The organism is Acinetobacter sp. LUNF3 (assembly GCF_022699605.1).
GTDB classification, from domain to species: domain Bacteria; phylum Pseudomonadota; class Gammaproteobacteria; order Pseudomonadales; family Moraxellaceae; genus Acinetobacter; species Acinetobacter johnsonii.
Genome location: NZ_CP093968.1, coordinates 1,498,675 through 1,511,649, shown reverse-complemented (window position 1 = coordinate 1,511,649; position 12,975 = coordinate 1,498,675). Strand labels below are relative to the sequence as shown.

The following is a 12,975-nucleotide window of genomic DNA, read 5'->3' as shown; positions in this document are numbered from 1 at the left end:
ACACTAGTTCACAAATCCATTTTTTTCACTAAAATGAAACACGACCAGCATTGTTGTAAAAGTGGTCAATTACCCAAACCAAGGATGCGCGGATTGACAATCCGATCAAAGTAATCGAAGACAGGATTCATCGCTATGAACAATGAAAAAGCATTGACCTTCAATAAGACGTCAAAAATGCTTGCCAATACTAGCTATGAAGGCGCATATCTGCATTTAGACTCCTCATTTGATCAGCATCAAGTTAAAGTTGTGGTTTCGCATAATAACCAAAAGTTTGAAATGCACTTGCCTATCGTTCTACAGGACGGTGTTCCCATGGCTAAACTTTCTTTGGATTCTCACCAGAATGCTGAAGTCGAAGATGAAGTTGTACAGTTTGCACAAAGTATTGTGAGCTTCCATCAAGATAAAGACGGCTATACCCTGTCTCTTCTAAACAGCCACGCTTAACTTTTCTTGATTACTGACAAAGGCTATCCTTTAACAGATTTCCTTTATGATGATAAATCCAGTAATTTTGTATTGATAAGTGTATGAGTGTTCACATAAAATGTGTTCAAATGATCTATAAAATAAAAATACGATTCACGGGGAATCCGTCACATGACCAAAAAGTACAGTAAGTTCCTACCAGGTTCTGAAGATTTTTCTTTAGAAAGTTTTCCATTTTACTGGGTAACGCAAGTACATGCACAGTATGTACTCAATGTCGATCACGCTTTAAAAAAGTATGGTTTAGATAACTCACGTCGTCGTATTTTACTGGCTCTAGATTCAAAGCCACATGCCAGTGTTTCTGATTTATCTGACATGGTGGTCTCTAAAATGTCGACAACCACCAAAATTGTCTATCGGTTAAAGGATGAAGGATTGGTTGAAACTTATTCTTGTGAAGACGATGCCCGTATTACCCGTGTCCTTCTCACCGAAAAAGGTGTTGAAATGACCAATAAGATTAATGATCTCACCAGTGTTGTGCTTGAGCAATCATTTGAAGGCTTAACACCTTTGCAAATTGAAAAAATGATGGAAAGCTTAAAACACGTGTTTAAAAATTTAGCTCGCTAAACCATTTAAAAGTCGAAAAAGTTGAGTTGGGGACTCTCTTTTTCGACTTTTATTTTCGGCACATGTGAACATTCAAACTCTTCAATAGGAAAGCCTTGTACAAAGGATTGAATATTCGGTGATTTCCAGCTGAGCCACTCCTCTAAGCGTTCATGTGGAATCACGATTACTGAACGCTTCACATCACCCGGCTCATGAAACTCCCGCATCATTGGGTGGTCTATAGCATCCATTGTAAGCATGGTTGCTGAACGCACTACCTCGCCTGCTATACGACAGATTTCATAAAGTGCAGCAACAAATATCACCTGACCATCCTGTCGTCTAACACCCCATCTCTGCGGCTTTTGTTCTATATATTTGGACTCATAAAATTCAAAAACGGGAATCACCCCAAACTGATATTTGGAAGTGGCCTCAATAAAACTAGCCTTTTGCAAGAGTGTCTCACTTCGAGCATTATAGGTTTTCGTTGCAATACTCTTATCTTCGGCCCATTTCGGTATTAAACCAAAATGTACCTTACGCCACTCAAAACCTATATTTGATTTGAACAATAAAGGCAGCTCATAACCAGGATAGACTTCTTCGACATAATCAAACGGAATTTCAGGTAGACCAAACTGTTGTACTTGAGCAAGGGTTAGAGGTTTAAAATTAGCGCACATGGATTTTCATCCAACTTGATGGTTAACAATAGTATGACGAGCTTTATATAATGAATTGTATAAGGCTTTTATCCGCAGCGTCTAGCTGAAATACTTGTTTAGCCCTATGCTTAAACCCATTCATAGCTCTAAGCAAGCGCCAATCTATAGATCACTATTACCCAAAATTAAATCAGTCTTATTGTTTTCCTCTAAGGATAGAGTACGACTTATTTCGTCCAATAAAAAAGCCTCCGAAGAGGCTTTTTTAGATTTACAGATTAGTCACCTGTATAACCTTTTAACTTCAAGCGTGCAGCATGCAGAAGTGGCTCTGTATAACCTGATGGCTGCTCACCACCTTTAAACACTAAGTCATACGCTGCTTTATATGCATAACCATCGAAGCTTGGTGCCATAGGCGTGTAAAGCGGATCGTTTGCGTTTTGTTCATCAACGATTTTCGCCATACGCTGCATCACTTCTTCAACTTGCGCCGCAGATACGATGCCATGACGTAACCAGTTTGCAACGTGTTGAGATGAAATACGTAAAGTTGCACGGTCTTCCATTAAACCCACGTTATTGATGTCTGGAACTTTCGAACAACCTACACCCAAGTCAACCCAACGCACAACATAACCCAAGATCCCTTGAAGGTTATTTTCAAGCTCTTTGGTTTTCTCTTCTTCAGTCCAGTTGGTATCTGTCGCTAAAGGTGGTGTTAACAAATCATCTAATGATAAAGGCTCTGTATTCAATAATTCTTTTTGACGCTCAGACACGTTGCATTGGTGATAGTGAATCGCATGAATGACAGCACCAGATGGAGAAGGAACCCATGCACAGCTTGCGCCCGCTTCTGGATGTTCAATCTTGGTTTTGTACATGTCTAAAAGCATATCTGGTTTTGGCCACATGCCTTTACCAATTTGTGCTTTACCACGTAAGCCCGCTTGAAGACCGATCATCACGTTACGGTTTTCATATGCTGGGAACCAAATTTGTGATTTCACTTCGCCCTTACGAACGAATGGACCTGCTTCCATAAAGGTATGGATTTCATCTCCAGTACGGTCCATGAAACCCGTGTTAATGAAGATCGTACGGTCTTTCGCTTGAGCAATACAGTTTTTCAAGTTTACAGAAGTACGACGTTCTTCATCCATGATACCGATTTTTAACGTTTTTGCAGGCAAGCCAAGCGCTTGTTCTGAACGCTCAAACAACTCAACAGCAAAAGCAACTTCTTCAGGACCATGCATTTTAGGTTTTACGATGTACATTGAACCTTTACGAGAGTTCTTGTTTTCGTTTTCACCTTTAATGTCTGCAAAAGACAATAGCGGAGTAATTAATGCATCCATGATACCTTCGTAAATTTCAGCACCATCTACCAAGATCGCAGGGTTGGTCATGAGATGACCCACGTTACGAAGAAGCATCAATGAACGACCATGAAGTTTCGTTTCACCACCGATCAAGTTTTTGTGTGTACGGTCTTTATTCAAAGTACGCGTAACAGTTTTACCATTTTTCTCGATAGACTCTGAAAGTGTACCTTTCATCAAACCTAACCAGTTACGGTAGCCTTCAACTTTCTCTTCTGCATCTACAGCAGCGATCGAATCTTCTAAGTCTTGAATAGTCGTTACAGCAGCTTCAAGAACTAAATCTTTTACACCAGCGGCATCTGTTTTACCAATTGGGCTGTTCGCATCAATTTCAATTACAACGTGTAGGCCGTTGTTCAAAAGTACGATTTCTGTTGGAGCAGATTCTTCGCCATTAAAACCAACAAATTGTGCTTCTTTAGCCAAAGTCGATGTCGAACCGTCTTTTAACGTCACAACTAGCTTTTTGCCTTCAACTACATATTTTGTCGCATCAGCATGCGAACCATTCGCTAATGGGAAGGTTTCATTTAAGAAGTTTTTAGCAAATGCAATAACTTTGTCGCCACGCACAGGGTTATAGCCTTTACCTTTTTCCGCGCCACCGTCTTCAGGTATCACGTCAAAACCGTAAAGTGCGTCGTATAAAGAGCCCCAACGTGCGTTTGCAGCATTTAAGCAGTAACGTGCATTACGCACAGGCACTACCAATTGCGCACCAGCCAATAATGCGATTTCTTCATCTACATTTTCTGTGCTGATTTGGAAATCTTCTACTTCTGGTACTAAGTAGCCAATTTCAGTAAGGAAAGCTTTGTAAGCTCCAAGTTCAAATTTGTTGTTGCGGTGCCATTCATCGATCTTCGCTTGAATGTCGTCACGCTTAGCCAATAGTGCTTTGTTCTTTGGGCTAAGATCGACAACGACTTGTTCAAAGTTTTTCCAGTAAGTTTCACTGTCCAAACCTGAACCTGGAAGTGCTTCATTTTCGATGAAATCGTAAAGTTCTTTAGCAATCGCTAACTTGCCTTTTTGAATACGTGCAGTCATTGTCTTTCCTGATATTGCTACTTTTTATACAAGAGATTCTAGTATACCGATTTAAACTTGGCTGAATAGTAATATCACCGTGCGAAATAGTGATCATTTTTTATTTAATAAAGTATACAAACTACCAAATAAAATACTGCTCAAGGCCCAGGCATTATCAATTTACAAAATGCTCTTTAGTAGTTTATTAAGTTTTTGAAATGCCGAAATTAGACTTAAGTGCAGTTTTGTATGTTTATTACACTTAAAACCAATATTCTCCCTATTTTCAATCCTGATTAAGCCATGATTATTCAAAAAAGTCGATAAATTAATCGATGAAAATGCACATAAAAAAGCACCCTTTTGGGTGCTTATATTTTTAAATTTCTTCTTGTTGTTTACTTGCTTCAGCTTGTATTTGTCGATGCGCTTCATTCAAGTAATCATCTGATTGCATTTCCAATAAACGTGAACGCGTGCGTTCAATTTCAAAGGCTAATTTATCACCAGAGTACAAATCGATAATTGTATCTTCTGAGGTTAAAATCAGTTTTACCCCACGGTCATAAAACTCATCGACCAGATAAATAAAACGACGCGTCCCTTCAGAAAGATAATCGGTCAAATGCGGAACATTACTCACCAACACCGTATTATAAATATTTGCAATTTCGATAAAGTCAGCAGGACTACGTGGTTTTAAACACAGCTCTGAATACTCACACCATAAAACATCTTCAGTATGACCTACTGTTTCTACAATCCGATTATTAATAATAATCGGCTCATCTGAAATAGTTTGGGTTTGGGTCAATGCGCTAAAACGCTGTGCAATCCAACGTTGGTGCTCATGTGTTAAAGGAGATTTAAAGAGTTGCGCTTGCTTTAAAACACGCAAACGATAGTCCACGCCTGCATCTACATTTAAAATCACACACTGCTGTTTCACCATTTCAATGGTTGGAATGAAACGATCGCGGTGAATGCCGTTTTTATATAAATCATCTGGCGCAATGTTTGAGGTTGCCACCAAGGTAATGCCACGTGCAAAAAGCTTTTGGAACAAATCACTGAGAATCATAGCATCTGTGACGTTTGAGACAAAAAACTCATCAAAACAAATGACCACCGCTTCTTTATAAATTTGATCCGCAACCGCATCTAAAGGGTTACGCTGACCTGAAAGCTTGTTGAGCTCACGATGTACATGTTGCATAAAATGGTGAAAGTGCATCCGTGTTTTACGACGAAATGGAATTGAGTCATAAAACTGATCCATCAACCATGTTTTACCACGGCCTACACCACCCCACATATACACACCACGTGGAGAAGTTTGACGGCGGAAACGACGGAATGCTTTTTTAGATGCCTTAAAACGTTGAATTAATTCATGCCAAACGCGATCCAACTCATGAACGGCCTGAGCTTGTGCCTCATCAGACATGAACTGCCCGGATGCTAAGGCTTGAGCATAACGCTCTGCAGGAGATAAGGGACTGAATGCGGTAGGTGAATTAAAATCTGACATATCATTTAATACTGTTTTTAGGCTATATCAATTATAGCGGAGTGGAAAAGTTAATATATAACACTTTGGCATAATTATGCTTAGGCTATTTCCCATATTGTCGTGGACTGTAACCAAACCACCGTTTAAATGCATGATTAAAGGCTGCAGGCTCCGAGTAACCCAATAACTCTCCAATCATTTCAATGGAATATTCCTGATATTCCATCAAATGAAGGGCACGGTCTTTCATTAATTGCTCACGAATTTGTTTATAACTGCTATTTAACTGTTGCAACTGGTGTCTTAAGGTTCGCTCTGGCAAATTCAAAGCTTGCGCGGTTTCAGCCATGGTCGGCAGTAAACCTCGTTGCAACTCCAAATAATCCTGCACCCGCTGAATCAGACTCGGCTGTTCTGCCGTTTCTTCCAAACGCTGCAATTCCGCCTGACATTTGCCTGCATAAACGTTAAATGTCATCAAATCTGCTGAAGGAATCGGCACATTTAAAACCCACTCATCAAACCAAAATTCAGCTTGCTGCGTACCAAAACTGACTTGCTGGCCATAAACCTGCTGATAGAGCGCCAGTTTTTTCGCATCTTCAGGTCGTGCAACAGGTAAAGTAATTCGAATCTCAGGCATTTCCAGCCCAATCATCTTATAAATATCTTGTAAAAACTTATAGGTTCCCGCTATCTCAGAATGTGCACGCAACTGTCCCACAGACGTTTGTAGGTCTCGCGGTAGATAACATAGTGCGACTTGATCATTTTGTTTTTTCAAACCCAATAAGCCACTCAAATGCGTCAAACTTTGATAGCGAATACCCTGTTCTAACGCGGTATGTGTCGTTGGACTGGTCATCAATAACATCAGTAAAGGGCCATATCCCGCCAAGACATAATGCTGACCAATGAACAAGCCTTGCTCAGGCTCAATATCCTCTGCAATAATTTTCAAAATATCCCACTCTAGAGCAGGATGGATGATCGCATTCGGATCAAGCGACTCCACACGTAAGCCAATGCTTTGTAACTTTTGATCGACTGCGACTCCTGCTTTACGCATTCCTTGAATCAAATACATCAAGCCAAGTACAGAACGTTTCATAATCAATTAAAAGCAAAATATTGGCCTATGTTTTACTACAGCCACCTAGCGTACAACAATTGCCGAATCTATCAATTTTCTTGTCAGGGCTATCATAGACCTTCTGGATAGTTGCTCTACAATAAAGTAAAACAAAAAGGAAAAACAAATGCAGGCAGCAAATTCAACAACCCCTCAGGTAAAAATCGCCATTATTGGTGCAGGCTTTGGCGGTTTAGCTATGGCTATTCGCCTTTTACAAAACAATATTCGTGATTTTGTAATTTTGGAAAAAGCCAGTGAAATAGGTGGCACATGGCGTGAAAACCAATATCCGGGCGCTGCTTGTGATGTACAGTCACATCTCTACTCCTTGTCTTTTTCACCCAAGACCGACTGGTCTAAACGTTATGCTGAAGCACCTGAAATTTATCAATACATGCAAACACTTACCACTGAAAATCAATTGCAGCCTTATATCCGCTTTCACACCGAAGTCAGTGCTGCACATTACTTAGACAATCAGTGTTTATGGCAACTCACCCTTGATCAAAATGAAACTCTGACCGCTCAATTTGTCATTTTCGCATCTGGTCCGTTGCATGTACCGCAAATTCCGCATATTGCGGGTATCGAGAAGTTTAAAGGCAAAGTTTTCCATTCATCACAGTGGGATCATAACTATGACCTCAGCAATAAAAATGTTGCCTCTCTTGGCACTGGGGGTAGCGCGATTCAATATATTCCTGAAATTGCAGAAAAAGTGAAGCAACTCTACGTACTACAAAGGACAGCTGCATGGGTTATTCCTCGGGATGAACGTCGTTATTTACCCATTGAAAAAGCACTGTTTAATCGATTTGATTGGTTTCGAAAACTTCATCGAGCTCGTCTGTATTGGACAAATGAATCTCGTGTAGTTCCTATTATGAAACCACAGGTCATGAAATATGCACAAAAACTAGCAGAAGCCTATATTCGCCATCAAGTCAAAGACCCTGTAACCGCAGATAAGCTGATTCCCAACTATATTATGGGTTGTAAACGCATCCTGGTCTCCAACAAATATTATCCAAGCTTTAACCGTAAAAATGTGGAGTTGGTGAGTGAAAACATTTTGGAACTGACAGAAGACAGTATCATCACCCAAGATGGAAAAAAACGTGCAATTGACTGCCTCATTTATGGCACAGGTTTTGTGACGGACCCACGTATTTATCTTAAATCCTTTAGCTGTACAGGGCTGAATCATGTTGAGCTTACAAACGCATGGCAAGATGGGGCCGAAAGTTACTATGGAATTAGCACCAAAGGATTCCCAAACTTATTTCAGCTTTTAGGGCCCAATACAGTCTTAGGTCATAACTCAGTTATTTTTATGATTGAGTCACAAGTAAATTACATTCTACAGCTCATCGAGATGGCAGAAAAAACTCTATCTCAAGCGATCGTTGTGAAAGCAGATATTCAAGACCAATTTAATCAGCATTTACAAAGTCAATTTACAGATACCATTTGGCAATCTGGCTGCGTCAGTTGGTATCAACAAGCGGACGGGAAAAATTTCTCTTTATGGCCCAGCTATACATGGAAGTATTGGCTAAAAACACGAAAAGCCAATCCAGCAGACTATCGTTTTTTAAATTCTAAGCAAGATAGTCAAGCAATAAATTAAGATCGCGGTCATAATAAGTTAGTATTTTTTCACACTTTATTTGACATGCAATCGTTTTGGTTGATTTTTCAGCTTCTTATTTGTTTAGCACTTGGATTTGTTTTGGCGCGTCGTTTACCCAAATGGCTTGAGCGACTTGCCTTTCAAATCCTGCCCTATTTTACTTATATTCTCTTAATTGCAATTGCGATTGAGTTTTCAACGACTTTGCATAGCATTGCCCAGCCTTGGCAAATACTCAATCATGCAGCGCTTTTAGCAGTTATGACCAGTATCGGTGCTTTTGTCTGTTGTTACATATTATTTAAACTTTTGGGCTACCAACCGAGTCATGGCAAAGTGTCCATGAGCCTTGTGAGCAAATCATTAATCAATATCAGTTATGCATTTATCGCACTGGCCTTGGGTTATGGCTTTGCAGAGCTATCTTCAAGTTTCGGCTATACCCTTCATATCAGCACATGGAACTTGTTACTGGTTTTTATGTTCCTGATCGGGCTTGATTTAGCCTATTCCCCACTAGATCGCTCATGGTTGAACTGGCAAATACTGCTCGTACCACTTGGTTGTATTCTGGGTTCAATTATCGGGGCGTTTGTAACGGCCTATTTTGTGCCGAGCATTCAACTAAAAGACCTGATTATGTTGTCTCAAGGTTATGGTTTCTACTCTATGACTGGCATTGTGGTCACGGAGTTAAAGAATGCACATTTAGGCAGTATTGCACTGATGAATGATTTGTTCAGAGAAATCTTTGCGATTGTATTTATGTATATCATTGGCTGGCGTTACCCCCGCTCTGCGATTTCATCCGCAGGAGCTACAGCAATGGATGTTACACTACCGATGGTCAAACAAGCCTGTGGGAATGACTTTATTCCACATGCCATGGTGAGCGGCTTCATCCTGTCAGTTTTGGCACCGATTGTTGTCAGTGTATTGGCGGCTCTGTAAAGCATGGTGCTCTATTCAATTCTGTCTTTTTATTTTGCTATTGCCACTTCGCTCACCAACAATTCTTTTTAAAATTTAATCCATAAAAAAGCCTTTCAAATGAAAGGCTTTTTTAAATTTCTAGTCGCTTAAAGCGTCGCTAAAATATCTTTGAGCATCTGACACGGGTTTGCAGACTGCGTAATTGGTCGACCAATCACTAGATGTGTTGCACCGTCTAACATTGCTTGTTTTGGCGTTACGATACGCTTTTGGTCATCCGCACTTGAACCCTCAGGGCGGATGCCTGGTGTCACCAATGCAAACTCTGAACCCAAAGTCTCACGCAGCATTTTTGCTTCTTGGGCTGAACATACCACACCATCTAAACCACTATCTTTAGTCAATTTCGCTAAACGTTTGACTTGTTCAAATGGTTCAATATCCAGACCAATATCGGCTAAATCTTCACGGCCCATTGAAGTTAACACCGTTACTGCAATCAGTTGAGTGTTATAGTTCCCAGCCTTTAAGCGCTCAACGCAGGTTTCCATCATTTTACGGCCACCTGAAGCATGGACGTTTACCATCCAAACACCCATATCTGCAGCAGCACATACCGCTTGCGCAGTCGTATTTGGAATATCGTGAAATTTTAGATCTAGAAAGACTTCAAATCCTTCACCATGTAAAGCTTTAACAATAGATGAGCCTTCATGGGTAAATAATTCTTTACCGACTTTTACACGGCATAATTGAGGGTCTAATTGCCCAGCAATCGTCATTGCGTCATAATGACTTTTTGCATCTAAGGCAACAATAATACTCATGGGGAGACCCTTCAAACTCACAAAATTATGGCATTATACGGATTAAGCCTAAAACGACCAAGACTATTTTTCTAAAAACCATTTAAAATTCAAACTAAGTTCTTTATTCATATACTTTTTATATAGTTATCAATATTTTAAATCACTATAAAAAACGCCTTTAGCTATATATCCAAAGGCGTTTAAATCAAACTTGCTTCAATACTTCTAAGATAGAAATCTTACTTGATATTGTGGCTTAAAGCGGTGTAGATGGACGATCATTAGGATTGATGTCTAACACCGTTTTCTCATGTCTTGTATGTGCTGCTGCTTCTGCAGCAGCCAGCTGAGCGGATTGAATCTGCTCTTTACGAAGGTGATCAATGTCTTTACGTAGTCGCTTAATTTCCCAACCTTTCTGGAATACACGAAATACCTGAACACCAATTAACAAACCCAACACAATCCCTAAAGCCATTGTTAATAATAACAATAGACCTAAACGCATTGCTGGAACCTGTATAAACAACAGATCAACGGTTAGCTCAGTTCCGTTTTGTAGTACCAAAGCTAGGCAGTAGCCAAACAGTACAATTAATAATGCGAATAATACGTAACGCATAAGCACCCCAATAAATTTTATTCGCCTGCAGTCTCGTTTACTGCATCACGTAATGCTTTACCTGGTTTGAAATGTGGAACAGCTTTAGCAGCCACTTCTACCGACTTACCCGTTTTAGGATTACGCCCAACACGAGGCTCACGGTGATGGAGTGCAAAACTACCAAAACCACGAATTTCAATACGATTATCAGAAGACAAAGATGCAATCATTTGATCAATCATAATCTTAACAGCTTCTTCCACTAATGGCTCTGCTAAGTGCGGGTTTTTAAGAGAAATACGCTCTATTAAGTCAGACTTATTAAGTGCTTCAGTAGTCATCTGCGACCTCTTTAATTATCAAGCTACCTTGTAGATAGATTGATAATAACCTGTTTAAATACAAAACGGTAGCGTAATAAGTGAATACTACGCTACCGTTTATTGTATTTGTGTAAAAAGTATTAGTTAACTTACATTAACAATACAATTCAAACATCTACTTAGTTGCCCATTTGAGCTTTGATCAAATCACCAATAGTCTTAGGACCATTGTCTTGACCAGTAGTTGCTGTCTTCAAGTTAGCAACTGCTTCTTTCTCTTCAGCTTCGTCTTTCGCTTTGATAGACAAGTTGATAGAGCGAGATTTACGATCTACGTTGATGATTTTCGCTTCAACTTCTTGACCAACTTCAAGGAACTTAGTTGCATCTTCAACGCGGTCGCGGTTGATTTCAGATGCTTTAAGAGTCGCTTCAACTTCGTCAGCTAACTTAAGTGTTGCGCCACGAGCGTCAACAGCAGTTACAGTACCTTTTACAAGTGCACCGCGTTCGTTAGCAGCTAAGAAATCGTTGAACGGATCGCTGTTCATTTGCTTGATGCCAAGGCTGATACGGTTGCCTTCAGCGTCTACAGACAAGATAACCGCTTCAACTGTGTCGCCTTTCTTGTAACGACGGATAGCTTCTTCGCCTTGTTCGTTCCAAGAAATATCAGACAAGTGAACTAGACCATCGATACCGCCTGGTAAACCGATGAAGATACCGAAGTCAGTGATTGACTTGATAGTACCAGAAACTTTTTCACCTTTGTCGTGGTTCTTAGCAAACTCTTCCCATGGGTTAGCACGAGTTTGTTTGATACCAAGAGAAATACGACGACGCTCTTCGTCAACTTCAAGAACCATAACATCAACTTCATCACCAATCTGAACAACTTTAGATGGGTGGATGTTTTTGTTAGTGTGATCCATTTCAGAAACGTGTACTAAACCTTCAACGCCTTCAGCGATTTCTGCGAAACAGCCGTAGTCAGTTAAGTTAGTTACGCGAGCTTTAACGATTGAACCTTTAGGGTAACGGTTCATGATCGCTAACCATGGATCTTCGCCTAATTGCTTAAGACCTAAAGATACGCGGTTACGTTCTTTGTCAAACTTAAGTACTTTAACAGTAACTTCTTGACCAACTTCAACAACTTCTGATGGGTGCTTGATACGCTTCCAAGCCATGTCAGTGATGTGAAGAAGACCATCAATACCGCCAAGGTCAACGAATGCGCCGTAGTCAGTAAGATTTTTGATAGTACCAGTAACTGTTTGACCTTCTTCAAGCTGAGCAAGAAGAGCTTCACGGTCAGCTGAAGATTCAGCTTCCATAACAGCACGACGAGATACAACAACGTTGTTACGTTTAGCATCAAGTTTGATTACTTTAAATTCTAACTCTTTACCTTCTAAGTGAGTAGTATCACGAATAGGACGAGTATCAACTAAAGAACCTGGAAGGAACGCACGAACTGGACCGATGTCAACAGTGAAACCGCCTTTAACTTTACCAGAGATAACACCAGTAACGATTTCGCCGTCTTCAAAGATTTTTTCAAGTTTAGTCCAAGTTTCAGCACGTTTCGCTTTTTCACGTGATAAAACTGTTTGACCCATGCCGTTGTCAAGCGCTTCAACAACAACATCAACAGTGTCTCCAACTTGAACTTCAAGTTCGCGTTGTTCATTTAAGAATTCAGCGCGGTCAACAATACCTTCTGATTTAAGGCCAGTGTCAACTGTTACCCAATCAGAATCGATGTTTACTACAACGCCTTGGATGACAGCACCCTTTTCAACGTTGAGGTTTAATTCGCTTTCTTCAAAGAGGGCTGCAAAAGATTCGGTCATGATATACCTGATAAAGTCAGCGGTC

At 40.2% G+C, this 12,975-nt stretch carries 12 protein-coding genes; 4 read left to right on the top strand and 8 right to left on the bottom strand.

All coding sequences use genetic code 11. The features are described 5' to 3' along the window. Nucleotides 1-135: 135 nt before the first annotated feature. Nucleotides 136-453 (top strand): hypothetical protein, encoded by a 318-nt coding sequence (locus MN200_RS07425; RefSeq protein WP_058869726.1) that lies wholly within the window; start codon nt 136-138, stop codon nt 451-453. Nucleotides 454-606: 153 nt separating this feature from the next. Continuing rightward, nucleotides 607-1,071: a MarR family winged helix-turn-helix transcriptional regulator gene (locus tag MN200_RS07420; protein ID WP_004696885.1), complete on the top strand. Its 465-nt coding sequence runs from the start codon at nt 607-609 to the stop codon at nt 1,069-1,071. Between the two features lie 5 nt (nt 1,072-1,076). On the opposite strand, the gene MN200_RS07415 is transcribed toward MN200_RS07420, so the two are convergent. From MN200_RS07415 to MN200_RS07400, 4 genes are all read right to left on the bottom strand, one after another. Further along, nucleotides 1,077-1,739 (bottom strand): SOS response-associated peptidase family protein, encoded by a 663-nt coding sequence (locus tag MN200_RS07415; protein WP_058869727.1) that lies wholly within the window; start codon nt 1,737-1,739, stop codon nt 1,077-1,079. A 260-nt stretch (nt 1,740-1,999) separates the two neighbouring features. After that, nucleotides 2,000-4,162, bottom strand: a complete 2,163-nt coding sequence (locus MN200_RS07410; protein WP_058869728.1) for a malate synthase G — start codon at nt 4,160-4,162, stop codon at nt 2,000-2,002. Nucleotides 4,163-4,523: 361 nt separating this feature from the next. Beyond that, complete coding sequence (zapE, locus tag MN200_RS07405; protein ID WP_242760463.1) at nt 4,524-5,675, bottom strand: cell division protein ZapE; 1,152 nt, start codon at nt 5,673-5,675, stop codon at nt 4,524-4,526. 85 nt (nt 5,676-5,760) lie between these two features. After that, on the bottom strand, nt 5,761-6,768 hold the full coding sequence (locus MN200_RS07400) for an AraC family transcriptional regulator (RefSeq protein WP_058869729.1): 1,008 nt from the start codon (nt 6,766-6,768) through the stop codon (nt 5,761-5,763). Nucleotides 6,769-6,916: 148 nt separating this feature from the next. Between MN200_RS07400 and MN200_RS07395 the strand changes: the two genes are divergently transcribed. Then, nucleotides 6,917-8,422, top strand: coding sequence for an NAD(P)/FAD-dependent oxidoreductase (locus MN200_RS07395; RefSeq protein ID WP_058869730.1), 1,506 nt, complete (start codon nt 6,917-6,919; stop codon nt 8,420-8,422). A 45-nt stretch (nt 8,423-8,467) separates the two neighbouring features. Then, the gene (locus tag MN200_RS07390) at nt 8,468-9,376 is read left to right on the top strand and encodes a lysine exporter LysO family protein (protein ID WP_058869731.1); all 909 of its coding nucleotides are present in this window, start codon (nt 8,468-8,470) and stop codon (nt 9,374-9,376) included. Between the two features lie 128 nt (nt 9,377-9,504). On the opposite strand, the gene pyrF is transcribed toward MN200_RS07390, so the two are convergent. The 4 genes from pyrF to rpsA all read right to left on the bottom strand — a co-directional run bounded on the left by pyrF (nt 9,505) and on the right by rpsA (nt 12,950). Then, entirely contained in the window at nt 9,505-10,200 is a 696-nt protein-coding gene (pyrF, locus tag MN200_RS07385; protein WP_171057611.1) for an orotidine-5'-phosphate decarboxylase, read from the bottom strand. 223 nt (nt 10,201-10,423) lie between these two features. Next, nucleotides 10,424-10,789, bottom strand: coding sequence for a LapA family protein (locus tag MN200_RS07380; protein ID WP_004696867.1), 366 nt, complete (start codon nt 10,787-10,789; stop codon nt 10,424-10,426). Between the two features lie 17 nt (nt 10,790-10,806). After that, a complete protein-coding gene (locus MN200_RS07375; RefSeq protein ID WP_004696865.1) occupies nt 10,807-11,112 on the bottom strand; it encodes an integration host factor subunit beta in 306 nt (101 codons plus the stop codon). A 161-nt stretch (nt 11,113-11,273) separates the two neighbouring features. Continuing rightward, nucleotides 11,274-12,950 carry a 30S ribosomal protein S1 gene (rpsA, locus tag MN200_RS07370; RefSeq protein ID WP_004696863.1) on the bottom strand — a complete coding sequence of 559 codons (1,677 nt, stop codon included), beginning with the start codon at nt 12,948-12,950 and terminating at the stop codon, nt 11,274-11,276. Nucleotides 12,951-12,975: the final 25 nt, after the last annotated feature.

Bases quoted from the DNA above. Each gene is read 5' to 3' on its own strand.
- MN200_RS07395 (WP_058869730.1), top strand. From the start codon at position 6,917: ATGCAGGCAGCAAATTCAACAACCCCTCAGGTAAAAATCGCCATTATT.
- rpsA (WP_004696863.1), bottom strand. From the start codon at position 12,950: ATGACCGAATCTTTTGCAGCCCTCTTTGAAGAAAGCGAATTAAACCTC.
- MN200_RS07420 (WP_004696885.1), top strand. From the start codon at position 607: ATGACCAAAAAGTACAGTAAGTTCCTACCAGGTTCTGAAGATTTTTCT.
- MN200_RS07390 (WP_058869731.1), top strand. From the start codon at position 8,468: ATGCAATCGTTTTGGTTGATTTTTCAGCTTCTTATTTGTTTAGCACTT.
- MN200_RS07380 (WP_004696867.1), bottom strand. From the start codon at position 10,789: ATGCGTTACGTATTATTCGCATTATTAATTGTACTGTTTGGCTACTGC.
- MN200_RS07425 (WP_058869726.1), top strand. From the start codon at position 136: ATGAACAATGAAAAAGCATTGACCTTCAATAAGACGTCAAAAATGCTT.
- zapE (WP_242760463.1), bottom strand. From the start codon at position 5,675: ATGTCAGATTTTAATTCACCTACCGCATTCAGTCCCTTATCTCCTGCA.
- MN200_RS07400 (WP_058869729.1), bottom strand. From the start codon at position 6,768: ATGAAACGTTCTGTACTTGGCTTGATGTATTTGATTCAAGGAATGCGT.
- MN200_RS07410 (WP_058869728.1), bottom strand. From the start codon at position 4,162: ATGACTGCACGTATTCAAAAAGGCAAGTTAGCGATTGCTAAAGAACTT.
- MN200_RS07375 (WP_004696865.1), bottom strand. From the start codon at position 11,112: ATGACTACTGAAGCACTTAATAAGTCTGACTTAATAGAGCGTATTTCT.
- MN200_RS07415 (WP_058869727.1), bottom strand. From the start codon at position 1,739: ATGTGCGCTAATTTTAAACCTCTAACCCTTGCTCAAGTACAACAGTTT.